The following is a 25,638-nucleotide window of genomic DNA, read 5'->3' on the forward strand; positions in this document are numbered from 1 at the left end:
ACAGGAGCCAAGGAGCCGCAGATGACCGTGACCGACGCCCCCGTCCCCACCGGCCAGGGCCGCGCCCCCGCCCCCGCCCTCGCGGCCCGGGCCACCGCCGTGGGCGGTTCGCCCATCCGGGACATCCTCGCGGTCACCGCCCGCCCTGAGGTCATCAACTTCGCGGGCGGGCTCCCGGCGCCCGAGTTCTTCGACGGCGCCGGGGTGGCCGCCGCCTTCCAGCAGGTGCTGACCGGGACGCCCGGGACGGCGCTGCAGTACTCGACGACGGAGGGCGAGCCCACCCTCCGTACCGCGATAGCCGGGCGCACGGCGGCACGCGGACTGCCCACCGACGCCGACGACGTGCTCGTCACCACCGGTTCGCAGCAGGCGCTCTCGCTGCTCGCCACCGCGCTCATCGAGCCCGGCGACACGGTCCTCGTCGAAGAGCCCTGCTATCTGGCGGCACTTCAGGTCTTCTCCTTCGCCGGGGCGGACATCGTCGCCGTGCCGGGCGACGACGAGGGCCTCGACCCGGCCGCGCTCGACGCGCTCGTCGCCCTGCACCGGCCCAAGCTGCTCTACACCGTCCCCACCTTCCAGAACCCGACGGGCCGCACCCTGCCCGCCGAGCGCCGGGCCGCCGTCGCGGAGGTCGCCGGGCGGCACGGCCTGTGGATCGTCGAGGACGACCCGTACGGGGAGCTGCGGTTCGAGGGTGAGCGGGTGCCGTGGATCGCGACGTACCCCGGCGCCGAGGACCGGACCGTCCTGCTCGGCAGCTTCTCCAAGGTGATGGCACCCGGGCTGCGGCTGGGCTGGCTGCGCGCCCCGGCGGCGCTGCGGCGGGCCTGCGCCGTCGCCAAGCAGGCCGCCGATCTGCACACCCCGACCGTCAACCAGCTCGCCGCCGCACGGTACTTGGCGGACAACGACCTGGACGCGCACGTCGCGCGGGTCGCGGGCGCCTACCGGGAGCGGCGGGACGCGCTGCTCGCGGGGCTCGGGGACGCGCTGCCCGCCGGGTCGCGGTGGATCCGGCCGGAGGGCGGCATGTTCGTGTGGGCGTCGCTGCCGGAGGGGCACGACACCACGGAGCTGCTGCGGAAGGTCATCACGTACGACGTCGCCTATGTACCGGGCGCGCCGTTCTACGCGGGGGCGCCGGACCCCGCAACCCTGCGCCTGTGCTTCGTCACACAGACGCCCGAGGAGATCGGTGAGGGGCTGCGGAGGCTCGGCACCGCGTTCACCGGCGCCGCGCTGAGCTGAGCCGACCAGGCGGGGCCATGGCCGACGGCTAGAGGCGCTCCGGGGTGCGGATGCCCAGGAGCGCCATCCCCTGGTGCAGGGTGCGCGCCGTCAGGTCACAGAGGAACAGGCGGTTCTCGACGATCTCCTGGGCCGGGCGCGGCTTGATCACCGGGCACTGGCTGTAGAACGTCGTGAACAGCGACGACAGCTGGTACAGGTACGCCGTCAGCTTGTGCGGGGCGTACTCCGCCGTCGCCTCCGCGAGCAGATCGCCGAACCCGTCCAGGTGCAGGCCCAACGCCCGCTCCGCCGGGGCGAGTTCGAGCTCCGGGTGCGCGGTCGGGGCCGCGTCCTCCGCGTTGCGCAGGATCGACTTGATCCGGGCGTACGCGTACTGGACGTACACGCTCGTGTCGCCGTTGAGCGAGACCATCTGGTCCAGGTCGAACTTGTAGTCGCGGTTCGCCGACGTCGACAGGTCCGCGTACTTCACGGCGCCGATGCCCACGTACCGGCCGTTCTCGACGATCTCTTCCTCGGTCAGGTGGCCCGGCTTCTCCGCGGCCTTCTCGCGCACGACCGCCGTGGCCCGCTCGGCGGCCTCGTCCAAGAGGTCCTCCAGCTTCACCGTCTCGCCCTCGCGGGTCTTGAACGGCTTGCCGTCCGCGCCGAGCACCGTGCCGTAGCCCATGTTGTGGGCCGTGACCTCGTCGCTCAGCCAGCCCATCCGGCGGGCCGCCTCGAAGACCATCTTGAAGTGGAGGGACTGGCGCACGTCCACCACGTACAGGAGCGTCGTCGCGTCCAGGTCGACGACCCTGTTGCGGATCGCCGAGAGGTCGGAGGCCGCGTAGCCGAAGCCGCCGTCCGCCTTCTGCACGATCAGCGGCACCGGCTCGCCGTCCTTGCCGCGAATCTCGTCGAAGAAGACCACGAGCGCGCCGTCCGAGCGGACGGCGACGCCGGACTCCTCCAGGAGCCGCGCCGTCTCCGGCATCATCTCGTTGTACGCGGACTCGCCGACGATCTCGTCGTCCCGGATCTCCATGTCGAGCTTCTCGAAGACCGAGTAGAAGTAGACCTTCGACTCGTCGACGAACTGCTGCCACAGCCCGAGGGTCTCCTTGTCGCCGGACTGGAGCGCCACGACCCGCTTCCGGGCCCGCTCCTTGAACTCCTCGTCCGAGTCGAAGACCGCGCGCGACGCCTTGTACACCCGGTTCAGGTTCGACATGGCCTGCTCGCCGTCGACGTCCTCGGCCGGGGCCAGCTCGCCGGGGTTCTCGATCAGGTACTGGATGAGCATGCCGAACTGGGTGCCCCAGTCGCCGATGTGGTGGCGGCCGACGGTCCGCTCGCCGGTGAAGTCGAGCATGCCGCGCAGGGCGTCGCCGATGACCGCCGAGCGCAGGTGGCCGACGTGCATCTCCTTCGCCACGTTCGGCTGGGCGTAGTCGATGACCGTGGTGCCCGGCTGCTCCTTGAGCGGGACGCCGAGCCGGTCGTCGGCCGCGCGGGCGGCGAGGGTCTCGACGATCACCTTGTCGGTGACCGTGATGTTCAGGAAGCCCGGCCCCGAGACCTCGACGTCCTGCAGCACGTCGGCGGCGTCGAGGGCGTCGGTGACCTTGGCCGCCAGCTCCCTCGGGTTGCCCTTCAGCTTCTTGGCGAGCGCCAGGATGCCGTTGGCCTGGAAGTCCGCCCGGTCGCTACGTCGCAGCAGCGGGTCGGCGGAGCCGGCCTCCGGCAGGGCTGCCGAGAGGGCGTCCGCGAGGCGCTGCTGGACGGTAGAGGCGAGGGACGGGACCGAGGCCATGAGCTTCCGTTCTGGTAATGGGGATGCACCGTGCTGGGTGCCAAGTGTCCCATGAGGAGAGAGGCCGTCGCTTCTGGATAAGCGCAACCCCGGAGGGGTCGCTTCCGTCTGGGAGAATGGCAGCGGCACAGCGAGCGATCGTGCCCCCATGGAGAGCAAGCGCGCCCCATGAAGAACCTGAAGCCGAAGACCTGAAGCGAAAGGGACCGACTGACCGTGGCCCAGAGCACGAGCACGGAGCCCGCCGAGAATGCGGACTGGGTTTCCCGTTACGCGGACGACGTCATCGCCGAGTCGGAGCGTCGTGCCCCGGGCAAACGCGTCGTGGTCGCCTCCGGCCTGTCCCCCTCCGGCCCGATCCACCTCGGCAACCTCCGCGAGGTCATGACCCCGCACCTGGTCGCCGACGAGATCCGGCGGCGCGGGTACGAGGTCCGGCACCTGATCTCCTGGGACGACTACGACCGGTACCGCAAGGTCCCGGCGGGCGTCCCCGGCGTCGACGAGTCGTGGGCCGAGCACATCGGCAAGCCGCTGACGTCGGTGCCCGCCCCGGCCGGTTCCGCGTACCCGAACTGGGCGGAGCACTTCAAGGCCGCGATGGTCGCCTCCCTCGGTGAGCTGGGCGTCGAGTTCGACGGCATCAGCCAGACCGAGCAGTACCAGGCGGGTGTCTACCGCGAGCAGGTCCTGCACGCGATGAAGCACCGCGGCGACATCGACGCGATCCTCGCGCAGTACCGCACCAAGAAGGCCCCGCCGAAGAAGCAGGGCCAGAAGCCGGTCGACGAGGCCGAGCTGGAGGCCGCCGAGGGCTCGGGCGCGGCGAACGAGGACGACGGCTCGGGCTCCGGCGCGGGCTACTTCCCGTACAAGCCGTACTGCGGCGGCTGCGGCAAGGACCTGACGACGGTCACGTCGTACGACGACGAGACCACCGAGCTCACGTACGTGTGCGGCGAGTGCGCCTTCACCGAGACGGTCCGGCTGAGCGAGTTCAACCGCGGCAAGCTGGTCTGGAAGGTCGACTGGCCGATGCGCTGGGCGTACGAGGGCGTGATCTTCGAGCCGAGCGGTGTGGACCACTCCTCGCCCGGCTCGTCGTTCCAGGTCGGCGGGCAGATCGTCGGGATCTTCGGCGGCAAGCAGCCGATCGGCCCGATGTACGCGTTCGTCGGCATCAGCGGCATGGCGAAGATGTCGTCGTCGCGGGGCGGCGTCCCGACGCCCGCCGACGCCCTCGCGATCATGGAGCCGCAGCTGCTGCGCTGGCTCTACGCCCGCCGCAGGCCGAACCAGTCGTTCAAGATCGCCTTCGACCAGGAGATCCAGCGGCTCTACGACGAGTGGGACAAGCTGGAGGCCAAGGTCGCCGACGGCTCGGTGCTGCCCGCCGACGCGGCCGCGCACTCCCGGGCCGCCCGCACCGCCGCCGGTGAACTGCCGCGCACCCCGCGCCCGTTGCCGTACCGCACGCTCGCGTCGGTCGCGGACATCACGGCCGGGGCGGAGGACCAGACGCTCCGCATCCTCAGCGAGCTCGACCCGTCGAGCCCGCTGGCCTCGCTGGACGAGGTGCGCCCGCGCCTCGACCGCGCCGAGAACTGGATCAGCACGCAGGTCCCGGCCGACGCCCGCACCATCGTGCGCGCCGAGCCGGACACCGAGCTGCTCTCGTCCCTGGACGACGAGGCCCGCGAGTCGCTCCGCCTCCTCCTGGAGGGCCTGGACTCGCACTGGTCCCTGGACGGCCTCACCCACCTCGTCTACGGCGTCCCGAAGGTCCGGGCGGGCTTCTCGGCGGACGCGACGGCGAAGGAGCTGCCGCCGGAGATCAAGGTGGCGCAGCGGACGTTCTTCGCGCTGATCTACCGGCTCCTGGTGACCCGTGAGACGGGGCCGCGACTGCCCACGCTGCTGCTCGCGGTGGGGGCGGACCGGGTGCGGAAGCTGCTGTCGGTCTAGCTGTCGGCTTACGGGTGAGGGGGCGCCGTCCGCGCGGACGGCGCCCCCTCACCCGTACGTACTGCATCTTTCGGACTACGGCGACGGCGGCGATCTCGCTCAGCCGCACGAGGCGTGCGGGCCGGGCGCCGCCGATCATGGACGCATGAAGGAAATCATCACCATCATCGGCTGGGTCGTCGGCATCCAGGGCGCCCTCGGCGTCCTCGGCCGCCTCTTCACCGGGGACTCCTGGGGTCTGCTCCAGAAGTGGTGGGACATCCCGACCCCCGGCTACCTCGTCCTGTTCGTCCTCGGCGCCGCGCTGGCGATCTGGGGCGAGACGTCCAAGCAGCGGGCGAGGAGCCGGGGTTAGGCGATGTGGTCCTCCATCAGCTCGCTGTCCAGGCGAGCGGTGAACCGGTCCATGTAGTGGTTGAGTTCGCGGGACTGGAGGCGGATCCCGAAGGCGGCCTCGACGTTCGCCGCGAACGCGCCGGGGGTCGGCATGCCCTCGCCCTCTATCGAGTGCCGGAACACCTGGTAGAGGTCCTCGTCGGAGGGGGCGGGGGCGGGTTCGGGCGCTGATTCGGGCGCCGCTTCGGGGAGCGCCTCCGCCACCGCTTCGGGGAGCGGCTCGGGCTCGGCCTGGGGGGCGCCGTCGCCGAGGGGGCGGGTGCCGCCGGCGCCGTTGGGGACGGGGAACTCGGGCTGGGCCTGCGGCTGGGGCTGGCCCTGTTCCTGTTCCGCGTACCACTCGTCGTAGGGGGCCACGGGGGCGTACGAGGCGCTGTGCGCGGCGAACCAGGGGCTCTCGTGCCGGCCGACCGGAAGGGTCTCCTCCGGGGGGTGGGGCGCGGGCTCCTCGGCGGCGGCCGCCGGGGGCGCGGGTGCGGGCGTCACCGGGGCCGGGGCCGTGAGTTCGGGGTGCTGCTGCTCCTTCGTCGTGACCGCCGCGGGGGCGGGCGGCAGGAGCACCGGCTCGATGCCCGCCGCCGCGAGCCCCGCGGGGGCGGTCTCGGCGAGCGGGACGCCGTAGCGGGCGAGGCGCAGCGGCATCAGCGACTCGACGGGGGCCTTGCGGCGCCAGCCGCGGCCGAAGCGGGAGCGCAGCCGGGCCTGGTAGACGAGACGTTCCTGTTCGAGCTTGATGACCTGCTCGTAGGAGCGCAGTTCCCACAGCTTCATGCGGCGCCACAGCAGGAACGTGGGGAGCGGGGAGAGCAGCCAGCGCATCATCCGCACCCCCTCCATGTGCTTGTCGGCGGTGATGTCCGCGATGCGCCCGATCGCGTGCCGGGCGGCCTCGACCGAGACGACGAAGAGGATCGGGATGACGGCGTGCATGCCCACGCCCAGCGGGTCGGGCCAGGCCGCCGCGCCGTTGAAGGCGATGGTGGCGGCCGTCAGGAGCCAGGCCGTCTGGCGCAGCAGCGGGAAGGGGATGCGGATCCAGGTCAGCAGGAGGTCGAGGGCGAGCAGCACACAGATGCCCGCGTCGATGCCGATCGGGAAGACGTAACTGAAGTTGCCGAAGCCCTTCTTGAGGGCCAGTTCGCGCACGGCGGCGTACGAGCCGGCGAAGCCGATTCCGGCGATGACCACCGCACCGGCGACGACCACCCCGATGAGTATCCGGTGTGTGCGTGTCAGCTGCATCGCGGCCACCCGCGAACCCCTCCCTGTTCGGTCTGTTGCGAGCGACAGCCTGGCACATGAGCCCGCGGAGAACGACAGGAGCCCGGCCCCCAGGGGGCCGGGCTCCGTCGACTGCTGCGCCGCGGCTACGACTTGGACTTGTCGTCGCTCTTCTCGTCGCTCTTCTTGTCGTCGCTGCTCTTCTTGTCGTCCTTGGACTTCTCCGAGGACTTCTCCGAGGGCTTCTCCGAAGGCTTGTCGGACGACTTGCCGCCCGAGCCCGCCTTGTTGGCGTCGGTGACCGACGCCGCGGCCTCCTTCGCCGCCTTCTCCGCGGCCTTCGACAGGTCCTCCGCCTTCGGGGACTTGTCGCCCGCCAGGCCCGCGCCGTTGTAGTCGATCGTCACGACCGCGTTCTCCACGCGCGCCACGACCGTCTGCTGCTTGAAGGTGTCCTTGTCCTTCTTCAGGTCGTACGTCACGAGCGTCGCCTGGTCGCCCACGCCGGAGACCGGCTGGGTCTTCACGGACTTGGCGTCCTTGGTGGCCTGCGCGTCCGTGACCTGCTTGGTGAAGCTCTGCTGGGCGCGCTTCTCGCCGCTGCCCAGCGACGCCTCGGAGTCGAAGCGCAGCAGGGAGACCCGCAGCCAGCGGAACTGGGAGCCGTCGACGCCGTTGTTGTCGAGGCTGTCCCAGGAGCAGGTGCCGCGCGCCGAGGTGTCGTCGGACGTGCCGGCCTTGCCGGTCTTGTCCTTCGCCTTCGGCACCAGGTCGCCGAGGGTCTTCTTCGACAGGACGTCGCACGGCTCGGGCAGCTTCGCGTACGCCGCCTTCTGCACCTCGGCGGCCTTGTCGCCGCCGGTGGAGGCCGAGGCGGACGCCTTCGAGCCGGAGTCCTTCTTCGCGCCGTCCGAGTCGCCGGAGTCGGAGGAGCAGCCGGAGGCGACGAGGATCACCGGTACGGCGGCCGCGCAGGCGAGAAGGCGGCGGGTCAGTCGCTGTCGCTGTGCAGGTCGGTGCATGGTTCCTTCACTCATGTTCACTCATGTGTTCATTCATGACGTCGTCGTTCCGAGGGGCCACGGTACGCGCTGAGGAACCTGAGCGGTCCCGCTTCGAGTGAGCCGCACATCACCCCGGCCACCCGGCGGACCGCCTTCACGGAGCCCTTACGAGTCGAACTTCCCGGCCAGCGACTCGGCCAGTTCCTGTGCCTTGTCCTGCATTTCCTTGCTGTCGGGGATGTCGCTGCCGCGCCCCGGCTGCTCGTCGTACTCGACGGTCACCAGGACGTTGGACGTGCGGAACACCACAGTCACGGTCCGGTGCCGGGCCGCCGAACCGGAGGCCGCGAGGGCGTCGTCGAGGTACGCCTCGTCACCGAGGTCGTCGAGGACGCGGGGCAGGAGGCTGGCGGGCGGCGCGGCGTTCCCGGAGGGCGACCCGGAGGGGCTCGCCTTGTCCCCCTTGCCTCCCTTATCTCCCTTGCCTCCCTTGCCGTCCTGCTCGCCCTTGTCTCCCGACTTGTCCGTGTCCTTGGTCTTGTCCTTGTCCTTGTCCTTGCCGGAGCCGGGGTCGTCGGAGGCGCCGCCGCCGGACGTGCTCTCCTTCGAGGTGCTGTCCCCGCTCGACGCCGACGGCGCGGGCAGGTCCGCGGCCGTGACCCGTCGCTGGTAGAGCTCCTGGGCGCGGGCGTCGTCGCTGACGTCGCCGTCGTACGAGACGACCCGCTCGTAGTCGACGAGGAGGTGGTGCGTGGCGTCCGGGGAGTCGACCTTCCAGCGGCAGCCCACCCGGCGGTCGGTGTCGAAGGTGTTCGTCGCCGTGCCCGCGTACGCCTTCTCCTGCTGGTCCTCGTCCTCGATCTGCTGGATCCCGGGCAGCATCTCGTCGAGGGTGCCGTGGTCCACCGCGCCGCAGGGCTCGGGCAGCGTGCGGAACTTGCCGGGCTCGGCGGCGCGCGTGGTGGAGCCCGGGTCGCCGGGCTTGGAGTCGTCGGAGTCGTCCCCGAGGCCCGAGCCGCCCGAGCAGCCGGCGAGCACGACCGAGAGGAGGGCGGCGACGCCTGATACGCAGACCTTGGCGGCCCTTGCCCTGGCCTTCCGCTGCACGCTGGGGCTCCTCTCGACGGATGCTCGACGGGTTAATCGGTTGCCGGTGGTGGTCAGCCGGTGGACACAATGTCTATCGCACGCGCTGCTCCGGCTGCCGGTCCCTCATCCCTTTCGTCGACCTTGGCACCGGTATTTGCGCTTCAAGGTCATTTGTTGCGTTACCAGTTGTTTCAGTAGTACGGGGGAAAGAGGACGCCATGAGTTACGTAGAGGTTCCGGGGGCGAAGGTACCGATCCGGATGTGGACCGACCCGTCCACGGTCGAGGGCGCCGCCATGCAGCAGCTGCAGAACGTGGCGACGCTGCCCTGGATCAAGGGCCTCGCCGTCATGCCGGACGTCCACTTCGGCAAGGGTGCGACGGTCGGGTCCGTGATCGCCATGAAGGGCGCGGTGTGCCCGGCGGCGGTCGGGGTCGACATCGGCTGCGGGATGAGCGCCGTCAAGACGTCGCTGACCGCCAACGATCTGCCGGGGGACCTGTCGCGGCTGCGGTCGAAGATCGAGGCGGCGATTCCTGTGGGGCGGGGGATGCATGAGGAGGCTGTGGATCCGGGGCGGCTGTATGGGTTCCCGACGGCGGGGTGGGGTGACTTCTGGTCGCGCTTTGACGGGGTTGCCGATGCGGTGAAGTTCCGGGAGGAGCGGGCCGGTAAGCAGATGGGAACGCTCGGGTCGGGCAACCACTTTGCGGAAGTTTGTGTTGACATGTCTGATTCGGTGTGGCTCATGCTGCACTCGGGTTCCCGCAACATCGGCAAGGAGCTGGCCGACCACCACATCGGTGTGGCTCAGAGCCTCCCGCACAACCAGGGCCTGATCGACCGCGACTTGGCGGTCTTCGTCGCCGACACCCCGCAGATGGCGGCGTACCGGAACGACCTCTACTGGGCGCAGGAGTACGCGAAGTACAACCGCGCAATCATGATGGCGCTCTTCAAGGATGTGATCCGAAAGGAGTTCAAGAAGGCGAAGCCGACTTTCGAGCCGGAGATCAGCTGCCATCACAACTACGTGAGCGAAGAGCGCTACGAGGGCATGGATCTGCTCGTCACCCGTAAGGGCGCGATCCGCGCGGGCTCCGGTGACTACGGGATCATCCCGGGCTCGATGGGCACCGGCTCGTACATCGTGAAGGGCCTCGGCAACGCGAAGTCCTTCAACTCGGCGTCGCACGGCGCCGGCCGGAAGATGAGCCGGAACGCGGCGAAGAAGCGGTTCACGGCGCGCGACTTGGAGGAGCAGACGCGGGGCGTCGAGTGCCGCAAGGACTCGGGTGTCGTCGACGAGATTCCGGGCGCGTACAAGCCGATCGAGCAGGTGATGGAGAACCAGCGCGACCTCGTCGAAGTCGTGGCGAAGCTGAAGCAGGTTGTGTGCGTGAAGGGCTGAACTGGCCGTGGGGCCCAGGCTGTTGTCAGCCTGGGCCCCCAGAGACAGGTTGCGTTTGATCAGCCGCTCCGCCCCCATGAGGGGAGCTGTTGGCCGGTGTGGCCGATCGAGCCGTCTGCATCGACGAGGCCCCGCAGATAGTCACGACGAGGGAACTCCACCCTGGGCAGGCCGTACATCAACTCTCATGGCGATAGGACGCGTTCACCGATGTGGCTGACTCGCGTTCGGTGAACTCCCCGGTGGATGCGCCTACTTCGCGTTCTTGATCGCGAAGATCATGATGAAGGCCACCAGGTGGATCCCGAACAGGAAGTACGCGAGGTACCACCACACAAGGCGTTCGTTCTTCTTCTCCTGGGCGAGGCGGCGGGACTCGACCTCGTGGGTGAGCCGCTCGGCCGGGTCGGCGGAGTCGGGTGACCCGGCCGGTGCGCCGGGGTCGTCGGAGGCGTAGGTCATCGGGGGCGGCTCACGCGTCCCGGTGGACCTTGGTGTTGGACGCCTGGGCCCGGGGGCGGACCACGAGCAGGTCGATGTTGACGTGCGGCGGGCGGGTCACCGCCCAGGTGATGGTGTCCGCGACGTCGTCCGCGGTGAGCGGCTCGGCCACGCCCGCGTAGACCTTGGCGGCCTTCTCCCGGTCACCGCCGAAGCGGGTCAGGGCGAACTCGTCGGTCTTCACCATGCCGGGCGCGATCTCGATGACGCGCACCGGCGTACCGACGATCTCCAGGCGCAGCGTCTCGGCGAGCACGTGCTCGGCGTGCTTGGCGGCCACATAGCCGCCGCCTCCCTCGTACGTGCCGTGCCCGGCCGTCGAGGAGAGGACGACGACCGTGCCGTCGCCGCTCGCGGTGAGGGCGGGCAGCAGCGCCTGCGTGACGTTCAGGGTGCCGATGACGTTCGTCTCGTACATCTGGCGCCAGTCCTCGGGGGAGCTGCTGGCGACGGGGTCCGCGCCGAGCGCGCCGCCCGCGTTGTTGACCAGGACGGCGATCTCGCGGAAGGCGGTCGCGAAGGTGTCGACGGCGGCGCGGTCGGTGACGTCGAGGGAGTACGGGACCACGTCGTGCCCGGCGTCGGTGAGCTCGGCGGCGAGGGCCTCGATGCGGTCCTTGCGGCGGGCGGTGAGGACGACCCGGTAGCCGGCCGCCGCGAGTCCGCGCGCGGTGGCGGCGCCGATGCCGCTGCTCGCGCCGGTGACGATGGCGATGCGGCGGGCGGCGTTCGCCCCGTTCCCGGCGTTCCCGGCGGTCATGGTGGCTCCTTGGGCGTACGTACGTTCTTGTCCTTGTCCTGCCGCCAGGATAGGCCGGGCGGGGCGCACGATCAGCGGCCCCTCGGCGCGTACATGATGACCGCCATCCCGGCGAGGCAGATCAACGCCCCGGCGACGTCCCAGCGGTCCGGCCGGTAGCCGTCGGCGACCATGCCCCACGCGATCGAACCGGCCACGAAGATCCCGCCGTACGCGGCGAGGATCCGGCCGAACTCGGCGTCCGGCTGGAGCGTCGCGACGAAGCCGTACACCCCGAGCGCGAGCACTCCGGCGCCGATCCACGCCCACCCGCGGTGCTCCCGCACCCCCTGCCAGACGAGCCACGCGCCACCGATCTCGAAGAGCGCGGCGAGGACGAAGAGAGCGGCGGAGCGGGCGATGAGCATGGGCCTCAGGGTGGCATGAGGGTGGCATGAGGTGTGGGAGTGCTGTGCACGGGGCGGGCGAGTGGCATGTATCGGGGCGACGTTCCGGGCCGAGTGCTGTGTGGAGGCTGTTGTGCGCATGCTGCTGCTTCGCTGGGGTGTGGTGGCGGGGATGGGGGTGGCGGGGGTGATGGGGGTGGTGCTCTGCGGGGGCGGCGCCATGGCGGCCGGTGCCGCGGGTGAGCCGAGCCCGGTGCCGGGTGCCGTGCGCGAGCCCGTCCCCCTGCCCGCTGCCCCTCCGGAGGCCGACCTCGCCTACCACGGGGAGGTCTCCCTCTCCGGCGAGCGGGTCCGGGTGCGGTTCGCCCCGCAGAACCACGGCCCCGCCGACGTCTCCGACGCCACGGTCCGGCTGCGCTGGTCGGTGCCGCTCGCGGACGGCCAGCGGCTGCCGCGGGGCTGTGTGCGCGGGGGTGAGCGGGAGGTGCTGTGCGACGCCGGGGAGCTGGCGGCGGGGAGCAGGGGGGAGCCGGTGGAGCTGGGAGTGCGGCTCGCGGGGCGGGTGCCGGAGGTGCGGGTCCGCATCGACACGGTCTGGAACGGCGGGGCCTCGGATCTGAACCCGGCGAACCAGGAGCATGAGGTGCTGGTCCTGGACTCAGGGGACGCGTACTACTTCTAGGACCCCTCGTCCCAGGACCCCTCCTTCTTGGGCTCCCCATGGGGCTCCTTCCGAGGCGGGCGCTCGCCCGCGACCCGGCTTCTCTGCGTCGTACGCTTTCTGTCTGACGCAGAGACCGGCTTCTCCGAAGGGGGCGTCCATGACCGGGAGCAAGAAGGCCGAGCGCGAGCGGGCGACGCTGCTCGACGAGCTGTCCGTCGCCTCGCGCCGCTACATGGCGTCGTACGCCCTCTTCAACCAGGCCGTCGCCGACCACCTGCGGCTGCACCCGACCGACCTGCAGTGCCTCAACCTGCTCAGCCTGGAGGCGAAGCCGGTCACGACGGGACGGATCGCGGAGCTGACCGGGCTCACGACGGGGTCGGCGACGCGGCTCGTGGACCGTCTGGAGCGGGCCGGTTACGTCGTACGGGAGCGGGACGCCGCAGACCGCAGGCGCGTCCTGGTGGCGACGGTGCCGGAGAAGATCGAGGAGTTCGGGCGGCTGTGGGACAGGATGGCGGAGGGCTGGAACGGGATCTTCGAGGAGCTCGGGAACGACGAACTCGCCGTCCTGGTCGGCCACATGAGGCGCACCGTGGAGTTCAGCGCGCAGCAGGTGACACGGCTGCGGGACGGCGAGTTCGGCTAGCAGCCCGGGGCGGGCTCAGTGGTGGTCGTCCTGCGGAGCCTCGCGGGGCAGGAGCCGGACGAGGCTCAGGCAGACGAGTGTGACGGCGCCGACCGTGCCGAGGCTGACGGCGGTCGCGTGGGCGGACCCGGACGCGAGGGTCTTGAAGTAGGCGGTGGTGACGGTGGCGGCGCCGATCGCGTTGGCGAGCTGCTGCACCGCGGTGAGTGAGCCGCTGGCGCTGCCCGCCTCGGCGGGGGCGATGTCGCCGATGGTGACGTTGTAGATGGTGCCGAAGCACGTGCCCATGCCGAGTCCGACGATGAGCAGGGGCGGGACGAGGGCCCAAGTGCCCGTATCCGTACCGGTGTCGGTGACGAGGGCGAGGAGGTAGCCGGTGCCGGTGAGGGTGATGAGGAGACCGGCGACGACGAGGGTGCGGCCGAACCGGCCGATGAGGCGGTAGCAGGCGAGGGACGCGACGACGATGCCCGCGGACAACGGCATCAGGCCGAGCGCGGTGCCGGTCGGGGAGCGGCCGAGGCCCTGCTGGAGGAAGAGCGAGATCACGTAGAGCAGGCCGGAGACCGCGGCGGAGAAGAAGACGCCGAGGAGCAGGCCCGAGGTGAAGCCGCGGTTGTGCAGCAACGACGGCTGGATCAGCGGGTTCCGGGCGGTGCGCTGGCGGTGGCAGAAGGCGGCGAAGAGGGCGAGTCCGGCGGCGACGAGCAGGACGGGGCCCGCGCTCCAGCCGTTCGCCGTGCCCTCGATGAGGCCGCCGAGCAGGCCGAGCATGGCGCCGCCGAGGAGGGCGGAGCCGGGGCCGTCGATGGCGGTGGCGCGGTCGCCGGTGTCGCGGGGGAGCAGCCGGGCGGCGGCGAGGACGGCGGCGGCGCCGAGCACGAGGTTGATCAGGAACATCGGGCGCCAGCCGAGTCCGCCGAGGTCGGCGTCGACGAGGAACCCGGCGAGGACGGGTCCGCCGACGGCCGAGAGCCCCATCACGGGCCCGAAGAAGCTGAACGCCTTGCCGAGCTGGTCGCGGGGCCAGACCGCGCCGAGGATGCCGAAGCCCTGCGGGATGACGAGCGCGCCGAACGCGCCCTGCACGAGCCGGGCGCCGACGACGAGTTCGGGGTTCGGTGCGAGCCCGCAGACCACGGAGGCGAGCGTGAACCCGCCAAGACCGGCGAGGAAGAGCCGCCGCCTGCCGTACTTGTCGCCGAGCCGCCCGCCGAGGACGAGCAGCACACCGAGGGCGAGGGCGTACGAGGCGCCGAGCCACTGCACGAGGGCGGGGCCGCCGCCGAGGTCCCTGGCGATGGTGGGGGCGGCGATGTTGGTGAGGGTCGCGTCGACGAGGTCGAGCACGTCGGCGGCGAGGACGACGGCGAGGACGGCCCAGCGTTTTCGGGGGGTGAAGGGGGGTTCGGGAGCGGCTCTGGGCTCGGCGGGAGCGGGAGCGGGAGTGGGAGCGGGAGTGGGAGCGGACGTGCTCATGGGAGGTGCCTTTCGGGTGGGGCGCAGCCACAGCGGGAGGAATTATCTTGCGCTGTGCAGAAACTGCGTGACGCAGATAAATGTGCGGGAGGGCCCCCGGAACTGTCAAGGCGGATGACGGGAGTCGCGGCCCGCGACCTCGGCTAGGCCAGCTCCAGCCGCCAGTCGTTGCACCGCATCCAGTGCCCCTTCGGATACTCGAAGGCGCACTCTCCCAGGAGCGTGAACCCGGCCTTCCTGCACACCCCGTTCGACGCGGGGTGGTCGACGGACGGGAACGCGTGCAGGTGCCGGTGGCGGCCCGCTTCCCGGGCCCGCTCGGCGACCAGGCGCGCGGCCGCCGCCGCGATGCCCCGCCCCTGGAACTCCGGCAGCACCCCCCACCCGGTCTCCCAGGCGGGCTCCCCCTGCCACGTCGTCTCCCAGTACCCGATCGACCCCGCCGAGGGGGCGTCGGGCCCCGCCGAGATCCGGAACATCTGGCCGCGCCCCTCGCTCTCCCGCAGCGCGAGGTAGCGGCGGTGCCGGTCGGCGAGCTTCTCGTCGCTCTCGGGGCCGCCGAGGTGGTCGGTCATCTCCGGCGCGTTGTTCCGCACCAGCAGCTCGAAGTCGCCCTCGGACCAGGGTTCGAGACGGAGTCGGATGCTCATGCCCTCACGGTAGGCGGGGGGTCCGACAATCCGTACGCGGTCGGCGGCACCCCCACGGTCGCCGTGAAGTCCCGTACGAGATGGGCCTGGTCGGCATACCCGAGCGCGGCGGCGAGCCCCGCCCAGTCGACGCCCCGCCCGTCCGCCGCCGACCCGGCCCGCTCCAGGGCCTCGTGGATCCGGTAGCGCAGGACGACCCACTTGGGCCCCACCCCCACGTATGCGGCGAAGAGCCGTTGCAGCGCGCGGACGGACAGGCCCTCCGTGCGCGCGAGCGCGTCGACCCGCCGCATCGTGCGGTCCGCGCGGACGCGGGCGACGAGGCGCATGGCCAGGTCCGCGCGCGGGTCGGGCGCCGGGGCGAGGTCCAGCAAGAAGGCGTCGAGTGCGGCCACGCGCGCGTGCTCGTCATCGGGGCCGAGCACTCCGGGGGCGAGGTCTTCGGCGAGCGGGCCGAACACATCGGCGAGCGGCACCTCCCGCCCCGTCCACTCCGCCACCGCCCGCCCCGGCGCGAACGGCCGGAACCCGCCCGGCCTGAACTGCGCCCCGCACACCCGCCCGCGCCCCCGCAGCTTCTTCCCGAAGAGCCCGAGCCCGACCCCGGCCACCTCCCCGAACGGCGCCTGCCCCGGCAGGAGTTGGAAGACCACGTTGACGGCCGGGTGGGGCACGACATGGGTGGCGTAGGGCTCCGGGAGGTCCCAGTCGATCAGCCAGTAGTGCTCGACGTACGCGCGCAGGGGCTCGGCGGGGAGGCGGCGGCGGAAGCGTACGCGGGTCAGGAGCCCCGCCGGATCGACGATGCCCCGGGTGTCGCGGCGGGGAGCGGCGTCAGCCATGGACCGATCGTAGGCCGGGTCCGACGGGGACTTCGGGTCCGCACGGGGGAGTTCGGGGCCCGTCCGCGGAATACCGGGGCCGTCCGGGGAGTCCGGGGCCGTCCGGGCGGGTGTCGTGTTCGTTCAAGACGCCAGGTCCCCGGCTCCGTACGGTCGGCCCATGACTACGCACGAGAACGCGCACCGCATCGGTGACCTCCTCGCGGTGGCCGCGGACGGCGCCGCCCCCGTCGTCCGCGCCCTCCCCGACGACCGGCTCTCCGCCCCGACCCCCTGCGCCGAGTACGACGTGAAGGACCTGGTCGACCACCTCTTCCAGGTCGTCGTCCACTTCCAGGACCTGGCCGCCAAGCGGGACTCCGAGTTCGACACCGGGACGCGGTACGTCGTGCCCGGCGCCGACTGGCGGGCCGGCTTCGGCAAGGAGGCCGACGCTCTCGTCGCCGCCTGGTCCGAGCCCGGCGCCGAGGAGGGCACCACCGGCGCGATGAACATGCCCGCCCGGACCGTGGGCTGCATGGTGCTGCTCGATCTGACCGTGCACGCCTGGGACTTGGCGCGGGCGACGGGCCAGGCGTACGAGGCCGACCCCCGGGTCGTCGCCGTGCTGAGCCCGGCCGTCGAGCGGATGGCGCCCATGGCACGGGAGATGGGGGTCTTCGGAGAGTCGGTCTCCGCGCCGGAGGGTGCCGGGGACTTCGAGCGGCTGCTGGCCGTGACCGGACGCGATCCCGCCTGGGCGCCCGTGCGTTAGGCACATCACTCAGGCCCGCTCAGGCCCGCTCAGGCCCTTTCAGAACTGCTCAGGGCCACACCAGGCAGTACGCCTGATGCCCCGCGTCATGCAGGCGATGGCTGAAGTCCTGCCACTCGTGCAGGAGTTGGTACACGTTGAACGCGTCGCGGGGGCCGCCGCGGTCGGGGACCGTCGACCAGATGAAGGCCGCGGCGCCCACCGACTCCTCGCCGATGCCGCGCAGCGGGTCGACGACCGTCATGGGGAGCTTGACCACCGCGTAGTCGGGGTGGAGCACGACCAGCTCCAGCGGGGGGACCTTGTGCAGGGGTATGCCCTCGATGCCGGTCAGGACCATCGCGGCCATCGTCTCCGGCTTGATCTTCGTGAACATGCCGCCCATGCCGAGCTCGTCACCGCCGAGCTCCTCGGGACGCATGGAGATGGGTACCCGGGCGGCGGTGGCGCCGTCCGGGGCTCCGAAGTACTTGTACGTCACCCCGCCCACCCGGCCACTCCCGCTGTCCGCACGGTGACGGCGTCCTCGCCGGTCCCGCTCCTGCTCGCGCTCCCCGTCCCGGGTCCGCCTGGTCTCGCCGCGATCCTGTGCCGACGGCTGGGCCGGCGGGGCCTGGGCCGCCTCGGCGTCGCGTCGGTGCTTTCCCCGCCGGGCACGCCGCGGTTCCAGGTCGTCGGTCCCCTCGCCCAGTCCGCCGCCACCGCGATGCATATCTCCACCCGACTGCTTTTCCAGGGCGCGCGGCCCCTGCATTTTCTAGGCCGCGAGGCCCCCGCCGTGCAACCCGATCATCGTGTCAGTGACCTCCCCCACCGTCACCCGCTAAAACGTGGGGTGAAACACCTGTCCGCAGGAAGCCCGGACCCTCTGAGACCATGGCCCGTGTGAGCTTCCCGTATAGCGCCCCAGTTTCGCAGACTCTTTTCGACCGTGCGGCGGCCGTGACGCCCGGCGGTGTGAACTCTCCCGTGCGCGCGTTCCGCGCGGTGGGCGGTACGCCCCGTTTCATGGTGTCCGGTACCGGTCCGTACCTGACGGATGCCGACGGTCGTGAGTACGTCGACCTCGTGTGTTCGTGGGGGCCGATGATTCTCGGCCATTCCCACCCGGAGGTCATCGCCGCCGTGCAGGAGGCCGTCGCGCGCGGCACCTCCTTCGGCACGCCTGGTGAGGGCGAGGTCGCGCTCGCCGAGGAGATCGTCGCGCGGATCGCGCCGGTCGAGCAGGTGCGGCTGGTTTCCAGCGGTACCGAGGCGACGATGTCGGCGATCCGGCTCGCCCGCGGCTTCACCGGCCGCGCCAAGGTCATCAAGTTCGCCGGCTGCTACCACGGCCACGTGGACGCGCTGCTCGCCGCCGCGGGCTCCGGCGTCGCCACCCTCGGCCTGCCCGACACCCCCGGTGTCACGGGCGCCCAGGCGGGCGACACGATCGTGCTCCCGTACAACGACCTGGAGGCGGTGCGCGCCGCGTTCGCCGCGCACCCCGGCGAGATCGCCTGCGTCATCACGGAGGCGTCGCCCGGCAACATGGGCGTCGTGCCGCCCGGCGAGGGCTTCAACCAGGGGCTCAAGGACCTGTGCCGCGACAGCGGCGCGCTGTACATCTCGGACGAGGTGATGACCGGCTTCCGCACCTCGAAGGCCGGCTGGTTCGGCGTCGACGGGGTCACGCCCGACCTCATGACGTTCGGCAAGGTCATGGGCGGCGGCTTCCCGGCCGCGGCCTTCGGCGGACGGGCCGACGTGATGGCGTACCTCGCGCCCGCGGGCCCTGTCTACCAGGCGGGCACGCTCTCCGGTAACCCCGTCGCGACCGCCGCAGGACTCGCCCAGCTGCGGCTGCTCGACGACGCCGCGTACGAGAAGGTGGACGCGGTCAGCCTGCAGATCCGCACGCTGGTGACGGAGGCGCTCGCCAAGGAGGGCGTCGCGCACCGGCTGCAGAACGCCTCCAACATGTTCTCGGTCTTCTTCACCGACCAGGACGTGCGCACCTACGAGGACGCCAAGAAGCAGGAGTCGTTCCGCTTCACCGCCTTCTTCCACTCGATGCTGTCGCAGGGCGTCTATCTGCCGCCGTCGTCCTTCGAGTCCTGGTTCGTGTCCACCGCCCATGACGAGCGGGCCGTCGAGCGCATCGCCGCCGCCCTGCCCGCCGCCGCCCGCGCGGCAGCCGAAGCCACCGAGGAGGCCACCGCATGAGCGGGGCGAAGAGCGACGACGCGAAGAGCGGGGCGAACAGCGACGATCTGACCGTCGTCCATCTGATGCGCCACGGCGAGGTGCACAACCCGGAGGGGGTCCTCTACGGGCGCCTGCCGGACTACCACCTCTCCGAGCTGGGGCGGCAGATGGCCGACCGGGTCGCCGAGCACCTCGCGCAGCGCGACGTCACGCACGTCGTGGCCTCGCCCCTGGACCGGGCGCAGGAGACGGCGACGCCGATCGCCAAGGTGCACGGGCTCGACCTCGCCACGGACGGGCGGCTCATCGAGGCCGCCAACGTCTTCGAGGGCAAGACCTTCGGGGTGGGCGACGGCGCCCTGAAGAACCCGGAGAACTGGAAGCACCTCGTCAACCCCTTCAAGCCCTCCTGGGGCGAGCCGTACATCGAGCAGGTCGTCCGGATGATGGGCGCCCTGGACGCGGCGAAGGACGCGGCGCGCGGCCACGAGGCGGTGTGCGTGAGCCATCAGCTGCCGATCTGGATCGTGCGCAGCTTCGTCGAGAAGCGACGCCTCTGGCACGACCCGCGCAAGCGGCAGTGCACGCTGGCCTCGCTGACCACCTTCACGTACCGCGGCGACAAAATTGTCTCCGTCGGATACTCGGAACCGGCACGCGATCTCGTGCCGTCCCATCTTCTGGCGGGTGCCAAGCCGGTGAAGGGGAAGAGCAAGGCGTTCGGCGCGTGAGTGCCGTGGGATACGCGGTGCGATGCGTGTGACGCACGTCTAACTGTGTGAACCCTGTGTAGCCAAAAGGCGACTCAACGTCCCATACCGCCAATTACCGCTAAATATGTGCGACTTGTCGGAACCCCCGTGTTCGTCGCGCCCTCTAACTGGTTGTCCGGCTTGCATGGCCTGAAAAGGCCGGTCGGCCCGGACCCAGGGGCGCGACGAATGGGGATGGAATGCGCGACAACCACGGGGACAACCACACGGCGAAGCGCGGGGTGGTCAGCCGGCGGGGAGCGATCGGGCTCGGCGTGGGAGCGGCGGCCGCTCTCGGCCTGGCCGGCTGCGGCTCCGGCGGCGGCGACTCGGCGTCCCCCGCGGGCAAGGCCAACGGCGGCAAGGAGGGCGCGGGCGGCCAGGAGCGCTCGGGCAAGCCCATCGGGGACGGCTCGACCTCCTTCACCGGCAAGCAGCCGAATCAGCCCGACAAGCCGGAGCGCCTCGAACTCGGCCAGAAACCGCCGCAGTTCGTGATCTTTTCCTGGGACGGTGCCGGCGAGGTCGGCAATGGCCTGTTCCCGCGCTTTCTGAAGCTCGCCGAGGACCACGGCGCGCGGATGACCTTCTTCCTTTCCGGGCTCTATCTGCTGCCCGAGTCCAAGAAGCGCCTCTACCGTCCGCCGAACAACGCGGTCGGCGCCTCCGACATCGGATATCTCACCGACGGTCACATCAAGGAGACGCTGAAGTACGTGCGCCAGGCATGGCTCGAGGGCCATGAGATCGGCACGCATTTCAACGGGCACTTCTGCGCGGGCACCGGTTCGGTCGCCAACTGGACGTCCGCGCAATGGCAGTCGGAGATCGACCAGGCGAAGTCCTTCGTCAAGAAGTGGCGCACGAACACGGGCTGGAGCGATCTGCCCTCGCTGCCCTTCGACTACGACAAGGAGCTCGTCGGCGGCCGCACCCCCTGCCTGCTCGGGCAGAACAACCTGCTGCCGACCGCCAAGAAGCTCGGCTGGCGCTACGACGCGTCCTCGCCGGGCGGCCGTCAGCGCTGGCCCGAGAAGAAGATGGGCGTCTGGGACCTGCCGCTGCAGGCGGTGCCCTTCCCGGGCCACTCCTTCGAGGTCCTGTCGATGGACTACAACATCCTCGCCAACCAGTCGAAGAACTCGACGAAGGCCCCGCCGGCCAACTACCCGGGCTGGCGCAAGCAGGCCACCGAGGCGTACCTCAAGGGATTCGAGCGGGCCTACACGACGAACCGCGCGCCCTTCTTCATCGGCAACCACTTCGAGGAGTGGAACGGCGGCATCTACATGGATGCGGTCGAGGAGGCGCTGAAGGGCATGGCCGGCAAGAAGGACGTCCGCATGGTCTCCTTCAAGCAGTTCGTGGACTGGCTCGACGCCCAGGACCCCGCGGTGCTCGCGGCCTGGCAGAAGCTCGAGGTCGGCACCGCTCCCACGGGTGGCTGGAACGGGCTGAAAAACGCGGCCTGAAATGGGGCTTTCCGCTAGTGCGGGGGGCGTCGAAGATCCCCGAAACGGGCATGCGAAACTTTTCACATGAGTGCCGCCTGCCGCGCCCCCCACAGCTCGCATCGCAGTAGCAGCCGCAGCCGCAAGAGTCGCCGCGGCCGCGCCGCCTTGCTGACCGCCGGGGCCGCGGCCTGTGCCCTGGCCCTGTCCGCCTGCGGTTCGGGCGGCACGTCGGGCGGCTCGGGGAACACCAACTTCGTGACCGGCACGGACGGTCTGTCCACCGTCAAGAAGAGCGCGCGCACCCCGGGCCCGAAGATCGAGGGCACCACCCTGGAGGGCAAGCACCTCGACCTCGCCGACTACAAGGGCAAGGTCGTCGTCCTGAACGTCTGGGGTTCGTGGTGCCCGCCCTGCCGGGCCGAGGCACCGAACTTCGCGAAGGTGGCGAACGAGACCAAGGCCAAGGGCGTCGAGTTCGTCGGCATCAACACCCGCGACAACGACAAGGGCCCGGCGCTCGCCTTCGAGAAGGCGAAGGACATCCCGTACCCGAGCCTGCACGACCCCATGGGCAAGCTGATGCTGCGCTTCCCCCGGGGCACGCTCAACCCGAACTTCATCCCGTCGACGATCGTCCTCGACCGGGACGGCCGGGTCGCGGCGCGCTCGCAGCAGCCGCTCGACGCGGAGAAGCTGCACAAGATGATCGACCCGCTGATCGCGGAGAAGTGAGCGGCGTGGCCGGCGCACTGACGCTCGCCGCCGCGGTGAGCGAACCGAACCAGACCATCCTCAGCGGCGCACTGCTGCTCGCGATCCCGGTCGCCGTCCTCGGCGGCCTTGTCTCCTTCTTCTCGCCCTGCGTGCTTCCGCTGGTGCCCGGCTACCTGTCGTACGTGACGGGGGTCAGCGGCACCGACCTGGCGGAGGCGAAGCGGGGCCGGATGGCCGCCGGGGCCGGGCTCTTCGTGCTCGGCTTCACCGCGGTCTTCGTGCCGACGGGCGTCTTCTTCGGCGCCCTCGGGCAGTCCGTGAAGGAGCACCAGAGCACGATCATGCGGGTGCTCGGCGTCGTGATGATCCTGCTCGGCGTCTTCTTCATGGGGCTCATGCCCTGGCTGAGCCAGCGCGAGTTCCGCTTCCACAAGAAGCCCGCCGCGGGGCTCGCGGGCGCCCCCATACTGGGTGCGCTGTTCGCCGTCGGCTGGACGCCGTGCATCGGCCCGACGCTCGCCTCGGTCAACGTGCTCGCCCTGGACGGCGCCAACCCCACGCGCGGGGCCGTGCTCGGCGTCGCGTACTGCCTGGGGCTCGGCATCCCGTTCGTGGTCGCCGCGATCGCCTTCCGCAAGGCGCTCGGCGCGTTCGGCTGGATCAAGCGGCACTACGTCTGGGTGATGCGGATCGGCGGCATCATGATGATCGCGACCGGCCTGCTCCTCGTCACCGGGGTGTGGGACAGCATCGTGCAGCAGATGCAGGTCTGGACCAACGGCTACACGGTGGGGATCTGATCCATGAGCAAGACCGACACCACCCCCGAGACCGGCGCCGCCGGCGAGAGCGCCGACGACCTCGGCGCCGCCGGTGCCCAGCTCTCCACCGCCCCCCAGGAAGAGGTCAAGCTGCCCTCGCTCGGGGTGGTCGGCTGGGTCCGCTGGTTCTGGCGGCAGCTCACCTCGATGCGGGTCGCCCTGATCCTGCTCTTCCTGCTCTCGCTCGGCGCGATCCCCGGCTCGCTCATCCCGCAGAACAGCGTCGACGAGCTCAAGGTCCAGGACTTCAAGGCCGCGCACTCCACGCTCGCGCCGCTCTACGACAAGCTGCAGCTCTTCGACGTCTACAGCTCGGTGTGGTTCTCGGCGATCTACATCCTGCTGTTCGTCTCGCTCATCGGCTGCATCGTGCCGCGCACCTGGCAGTTCGTCGGCCAGCTGCGCAGCCGCCCGCCGGGCGCCCCGAAGCGGCTCACGCGGCTGCCCGCGTACGCGACGTGGCGCACCGAGGCCGAGCCCGAGCAGGTCCGCGAGGCCGCGCTCACCATGCTCAAGGAGCGCCGCTTCCGTGCCCACACCGACGGCGACGCCGTCGCCGCCGAGAAGGGCTATCTGCGCGAGGCCGGCAACCTGGCCTTCCACGTCGCCCTGATCGTGCTGCTGGTCGCCTTCGCGGCCGGGCAGCTGTTCAAGTCCGAGGGCCAGAAGCTGGTCGTGGAGGGCGACGGGTTCTCCAACACCCTCACCCAGTACGACAACTTCAAGTCCGGCAGCCTCTTCGACACCCAGGACCTCGCGCCCTTCAGCTTCAAGCTCGACAAGTTCGAGGGCACGTACGAGGAGTCGGGCCCCCAGCGCGGCACGCCCCGCACCTACCGGGCCAACGTCTCCTACAGCGAGGGCGCGGACGGCACCGAGAAGAAGAAGGCCATCGAGTCCAACAAGCCGCTCGAGGTCGACGGCTCGAAGGTCTATCTCATCGGGCACGGCTACGCGCCCACGGTCACCGTCAGGGACGGGCGCGGCAAGGTCGTCTACAAGGCGTCGGTGCCGCTCCTGCCGATCGACTCGAACGTGACGTCCACCGGCGCCATCAAGGTCCTCGACGGCTACAAGGACAAGAACGGCAAGGAGGAGCAGCTCGGCTTCAACGCCTTCTTCGTGCCGACGTTCGCGGGCTCGGGCAAGGGCCAGATGTTCTCGCAGTTCCCCGCCCTGAAGTTCCCGGTGCTCGCCCTGTCCGCGTACCACGGCAGCCTGGGCGTGGACTCGGGCCTGCCGCAGAACGTGTACCAGCTGGACACGAAGAAGATGGAGAAGTTCAAGGACTCCAAGGGCCAGCTGCTCAAGGACCGGCTGGTGCCCGGGGAGACGTTGAAGCTCCCGAACGGTGCCGGCTCGATCACCTTCGAGAAGGACATCAAGCAGTGGGCGACCTTCCAGATCTCCCAGCAGCCCGGCACCGGCTGGGCGCTGTCCGGCGCGGTCGCCGCGATCCTGGGCCTCGCCGGGTCGCTCTTCATCCAGCGCCGCCGCGTCTGGGTGCGGGCCACCACCGGCGATGACGGCGTGACCGTCGTCGAGATGGCCGGGCTCGGCCGCAGCGAGTCGGCGAAGCTCCCCGAGGAGCTGTCCGAGCTCGCGGCGCACCTCCATGAGCGGGCGCCGAGCGCACCCGAGCAGGAGCCCGAAGCCAAGGACGCCAAGGACGCCAAGGGCTCCAAGGACGCCAAGGACTCCACCCCCGACAACCCCCCAGTTGTTCCTGCCGAAGGGGCTGAGAAATGAATCTCGCCACCACCCTCGCCGCCGAGACGAACGAGAACCTCGCGCACATCAGCAACGTGCTGATCTACTCCGCGATGGCCGTCTATCTCCTGGCCTTCTTCGCGCACATGGCGGAGTGGCTCTTCGGCAGTCGCAGCAAGGTCGCCCGTACCGCGGCCGCGCTGACCCCGGCCGCGTCGGAGGAGGCCGCCGCGGGCCCCGCGGTCACCGTGAAGTCGGCCAAGGGCGGTACCGCCGTCCTGGAGCGGCCCAAGGTCGTGACGCGGGCGGCCGCGGGCAGCCGGGGCGACGTCCCGGACGGGCCCGGCGCGGCGGGCGGCGACGAGCAGGGCGACCTGTACGGCAGGATCGCCGTCTCGCTGACGGTGCTCGCGTTCCTCGTCGAGTTCGGCGGGGTCCTCACCCGCGCCCTGTCGGTGCAGCGCGCGCCGTGGGGCAACATGTACGAGTTCAACATCACCTTCTCCACGGTGGCCGTCGGCGTCTACCTCGGCCTGCTCGCCCTGAAGAAGAACGTCCGCTGGCTCGGACTGCCCCTGGTCACCACGGTCCTGCTCGACCTCGGCCTCGCGGTCACCGTCCTCTACACGGCCAGCGACCAGCTGGTGCCGGCCCTGCACTCGTACTGGCTGTGGATCCACGTCTCGACGGCCATCTTCTGCGGCGCGGTCTTCTACGTGGGCGGCGTCGCGGCCCTGCTCTACCTCTTCAAGGACAGCTACGAGACGAAGCTGATGAAGGGCGGCAAGCCCGGCACCTTCGCCACCTCCGTCATGGAGCGGCTGCCTTCCTCGGCCTCCCTCGACAAGTTCTCCTACCGCGTGAACGCGGCGGTCTTCCCGCTGTGGACGTTCACGATCGTCGCGGGCGCGATCTGGGCGGGCGACGCCTGGGGCCGCTACTGGGGCTGGGACCCCAAGGAGGTCTGGTCGTTCATCACGTGGGTGGCCTTCGCCTGCTACCTGCACGCCCGCGCCACCGCCGGGTGGAAGGGCCGCAAGGCCGCCTACCTGGCCCTGATCGCCTTCGGCTGCTGGCTGTTCAACTACTACGGCGTCAACATCTTCGTGACCGGCAAGCACTCGTACGCGGGCGTGTAGCCCCAACTCCCTTACGGGAGAGGCCGGTTCCTGTGAC

The 25,638-nt window shown here is 70.7% G+C and carries 25 protein-coding genes; 14 read left to right on the forward strand and 11 right to left on the reverse strand.

Going from position 1 to position 25,638, the window contains the following annotated elements; translation table 11 throughout:
* Window positions 1-21: 21 nt before the first annotated feature.
* Entirely contained in the window at window positions 22-1,254 is a 1,233-nt protein-coding gene (locus ACQB60_RS25930; RefSeq protein ID WP_496928530.1) for an aminotransferase-like domain-containing protein, read from the forward strand.
* Window positions 1,255-1,282: 28 nt separating this feature from the next.
* On the opposite strand, the gene argS is transcribed toward ACQB60_RS25930, so the two are convergent.
* Complete coding sequence (gene argS / locus ACQB60_RS25935) at window positions 1,283-3,052, reverse strand: arginine--tRNA ligase (RefSeq protein ID WP_496928531.1); 1,770 nt, start codon at window positions 3,050-3,052, stop codon at window positions 1,283-1,285.
* A 216-nt stretch (window positions 3,053-3,268) separates the two neighbouring features.
* On the opposite strand from argS, the gene lysS reads away from it, so the two are divergent.
* Window positions 3,269-5,017 carry a lysine--tRNA ligase gene (gene lysS / locus ACQB60_RS25940; RefSeq protein ID WP_496928532.1) on the forward strand — a complete coding sequence of 583 codons (1,749 nt, stop codon included), beginning with the start codon at window positions 3,269-3,271 and terminating at the stop codon, window positions 5,015-5,017.
* Between the two features lie 145 nt (window positions 5,018-5,162).
* The gene (locus ACQB60_RS25945) at window positions 5,163-5,372 is read left to right on the forward strand and encodes a hypothetical protein (protein ID WP_496928533.1); all 210 of its coding nucleotides are present in this window, start codon (window positions 5,163-5,165) and stop codon (window positions 5,370-5,372) included.
* Here ACQB60_RS25945 and ACQB60_RS25950 read toward each other — a convergent pair.
* The 3 genes from ACQB60_RS25950 to ACQB60_RS25960 all read right to left on the reverse strand — a co-directional run bounded on the left by ACQB60_RS25950 (window position 5,369) and on the right by ACQB60_RS25960 (window position 8,745).
* Window positions 5,369-6,655, reverse strand: a complete 1,287-nt coding sequence (locus tag ACQB60_RS25950; protein WP_496928534.1) for a DUF2637 domain-containing protein — start codon at window positions 6,653-6,655, stop codon at window positions 5,369-5,371. The genes ACQB60_RS25945 and ACQB60_RS25950 overlap by 4 nt on opposite strands.
* A gap of 125 nt (window positions 6,656-6,780) precedes the next feature.
* Window positions 6,781-7,656 (reverse strand): DUF3558 domain-containing protein, encoded by an 876-nt coding sequence (locus tag ACQB60_RS25955; protein WP_496928535.1) that lies wholly within the window; start codon window positions 7,654-7,656, stop codon window positions 6,781-6,783.
* Between the two features lie 147 nt (window positions 7,657-7,803).
* Window positions 7,804-8,745, reverse strand: a complete 942-nt coding sequence (locus tag ACQB60_RS25960) for a DUF3558 domain-containing protein (protein WP_496928536.1) — start codon at window positions 8,743-8,745, stop codon at window positions 7,804-7,806.
* Window positions 8,746-8,945: 200 nt separating this feature from the next.
* On the opposite strand from ACQB60_RS25960, the gene ACQB60_RS25965 reads away from it, so the two are divergent.
* On the forward strand, window positions 8,946-10,139 hold the full coding sequence (locus ACQB60_RS25965) for an RtcB family protein (protein WP_496928537.1): 1,194 nt from the start codon (window positions 8,946-8,948) through the stop codon (window positions 10,137-10,139).
* Between the two features lie 252 nt (window positions 10,140-10,391).
* Here the strand turns inward: ACQB60_RS25965 and ACQB60_RS25970 are convergent, their stop codons facing one another.
* The 3 genes from ACQB60_RS25970 to ACQB60_RS25980 all read right to left on the reverse strand — a co-directional run bounded on the left by ACQB60_RS25970 (window position 10,392) and on the right by ACQB60_RS25980 (window position 11,807).
* Complete coding sequence (locus ACQB60_RS25970; protein ID WP_496928538.1) at window positions 10,392-10,601, reverse strand: hypothetical protein; 210 nt, start codon at window positions 10,599-10,601, stop codon at window positions 10,392-10,394.
* A gap of 10 nt (window positions 10,602-10,611) precedes the next feature.
* Entirely contained in the window at window positions 10,612-11,400 is a 789-nt protein-coding gene (locus ACQB60_RS25975) for an SDR family NAD(P)-dependent oxidoreductase (RefSeq protein ID WP_496928539.1), read from the reverse strand.
* 71 nt (window positions 11,401-11,471) lie between these two features.
* Window positions 11,472-11,807 (reverse strand): YnfA family protein, encoded by a 336-nt coding sequence (locus tag ACQB60_RS25980; protein ID WP_496928540.1) that lies wholly within the window; start codon window positions 11,805-11,807, stop codon window positions 11,472-11,474.
* A 118-nt stretch (window positions 11,808-11,925) separates the two neighbouring features.
* Between ACQB60_RS25980 and ACQB60_RS25985 the strand changes: the two genes are divergently transcribed.
* Complete coding sequence (locus tag ACQB60_RS25985; protein WP_496928541.1) at window positions 11,926-12,468, forward strand: hypothetical protein; 543 nt, start codon at window positions 11,926-11,928, stop codon at window positions 12,466-12,468.
* 139 nt (window positions 12,469-12,607) lie between these two features.
* On the forward strand, window positions 12,608-13,099 hold the full coding sequence (locus ACQB60_RS25990) for a MarR family winged helix-turn-helix transcriptional regulator (protein WP_496928542.1): 492 nt from the start codon (window positions 12,608-12,610) through the stop codon (window positions 13,097-13,099).
* A 15-nt stretch (window positions 13,100-13,114) separates the two neighbouring features.
* Here the strand turns inward: ACQB60_RS25990 and ACQB60_RS25995 are convergent, their stop codons facing one another.
* The 3 genes from ACQB60_RS25995 to ACQB60_RS26005 form a co-directional block, all read right to left on the reverse strand.
* The gene (locus tag ACQB60_RS25995) at window positions 13,115-14,578 is read right to left on the reverse strand and encodes an MFS transporter (protein ID WP_496928543.1); all 1,464 of its coding nucleotides are present in this window, start codon (window positions 14,576-14,578) and stop codon (window positions 13,115-13,117) included.
* A 143-nt stretch (window positions 14,579-14,721) separates the two neighbouring features.
* Window positions 14,722-15,228, reverse strand: coding sequence for a GNAT family N-acetyltransferase (locus tag ACQB60_RS26000; protein WP_496928544.1), 507 nt, complete (start codon window positions 15,226-15,228; stop codon window positions 14,722-14,724).
* Window positions 15,225-16,070 carry a DUF6597 domain-containing transcriptional factor gene (locus ACQB60_RS26005; protein WP_496928545.1) on the reverse strand — a complete coding sequence of 282 codons (846 nt, stop codon included), beginning with the start codon at window positions 16,068-16,070 and terminating at the stop codon, window positions 15,225-15,227. Before ACQB60_RS26005 ends, ACQB60_RS26000 begins: the two co-directional genes overlap by 4 nt.
* A 160-nt stretch (window positions 16,071-16,230) precedes the next feature.
* On the opposite strand from ACQB60_RS26005, the gene ACQB60_RS26010 reads away from it, so the two are divergent.
* Window positions 16,231-16,824 (forward strand): TIGR03086 family metal-binding protein, encoded by a 594-nt coding sequence (locus ACQB60_RS26010; protein WP_496928546.1) that lies wholly within the window; start codon window positions 16,231-16,233, stop codon window positions 16,822-16,824.
* A 49-nt stretch (window positions 16,825-16,873) separates the two neighbouring features.
* On the opposite strand, the gene ACQB60_RS26015 is transcribed toward ACQB60_RS26010, so the two are convergent.
* Window positions 16,874-17,314 carry a hypothetical protein gene (locus ACQB60_RS26015; protein ID WP_384829506.1) on the reverse strand — a complete coding sequence of 147 codons (441 nt, stop codon included), beginning with the start codon at window positions 17,312-17,314 and terminating at the stop codon, window positions 16,874-16,876.
* A 386-nt stretch (window positions 17,315-17,700) separates the two neighbouring features.
* On the opposite strand from ACQB60_RS26015, the gene hemL reads away from it, so the two are divergent.
* The 7 genes from hemL to ccsB all read left to right on the forward strand — a co-directional run bounded on the left by hemL (window position 17,701) and on the right by ccsB (window position 25,601).
* Entirely contained in the window at window positions 17,701-19,029 is a 1,329-nt protein-coding gene (gene hemL, locus ACQB60_RS26020; protein WP_496928547.1) for a glutamate-1-semialdehyde 2,1-aminomutase, read from the forward strand.
* On the forward strand, window positions 19,026-19,742 hold the full coding sequence (locus tag ACQB60_RS26025; protein ID WP_496928548.1) for a histidine phosphatase family protein: 717 nt from the start codon (window positions 19,026-19,028) through the stop codon (window positions 19,740-19,742). Before hemL ends, ACQB60_RS26025 begins: the two co-directional genes overlap by 4 nt.
* A gap of 221 nt (window positions 19,743-19,963) precedes the next feature.
* Window positions 19,964-21,235: a polysaccharide deacetylase family protein gene (locus tag ACQB60_RS26030; protein ID WP_496928549.1), complete on the forward strand. Its 1,272-nt coding sequence runs from the start codon at window positions 19,964-19,966 to the stop codon at window positions 21,233-21,235.
* Window positions 21,236-21,301: 66 nt separating this feature from the next.
* On the forward strand, window positions 21,302-21,949 hold the full coding sequence (locus ACQB60_RS26035) for a TlpA family protein disulfide reductase (protein WP_496928550.1): 648 nt from the start codon (window positions 21,302-21,304) through the stop codon (window positions 21,947-21,949).
* Complete coding sequence (locus ACQB60_RS26040) at window positions 21,946-22,731, forward strand: cytochrome c biogenesis CcdA family protein (RefSeq protein WP_496928551.1); 786 nt, start codon at window positions 21,946-21,948, stop codon at window positions 22,729-22,731. Before ACQB60_RS26035 ends, ACQB60_RS26040 begins: the two co-directional genes overlap by 4 nt.
* 3 nt (window positions 22,732-22,734) lie before the next feature.
* Window positions 22,735-24,501, forward strand: coding sequence for a cytochrome c biogenesis protein ResB (gene resB / locus ACQB60_RS26045; RefSeq protein WP_496928552.1), 1,767 nt, complete (start codon window positions 22,735-22,737; stop codon window positions 24,499-24,501).
* Window positions 24,498-25,601: a c-type cytochrome biogenesis protein CcsB gene (ccsB, locus tag ACQB60_RS26050; protein WP_496928553.1), complete on the forward strand. Its 1,104-nt coding sequence runs from the start codon at window positions 24,498-24,500 to the stop codon at window positions 25,599-25,601. The genes resB and ccsB overlap by 4 nt, the downstream gene beginning before the upstream one ends.
* Window positions 25,602-25,638 lie beyond the last annotated feature (37 nt).

Source organism: Streptomyces odontotermitis, from assembly GCF_050510915.1.
Taxonomy (GTDB): domain Bacteria; phylum Actinomycetota; class Actinomycetes; order Streptomycetales; family Streptomycetaceae; genus Streptomyces.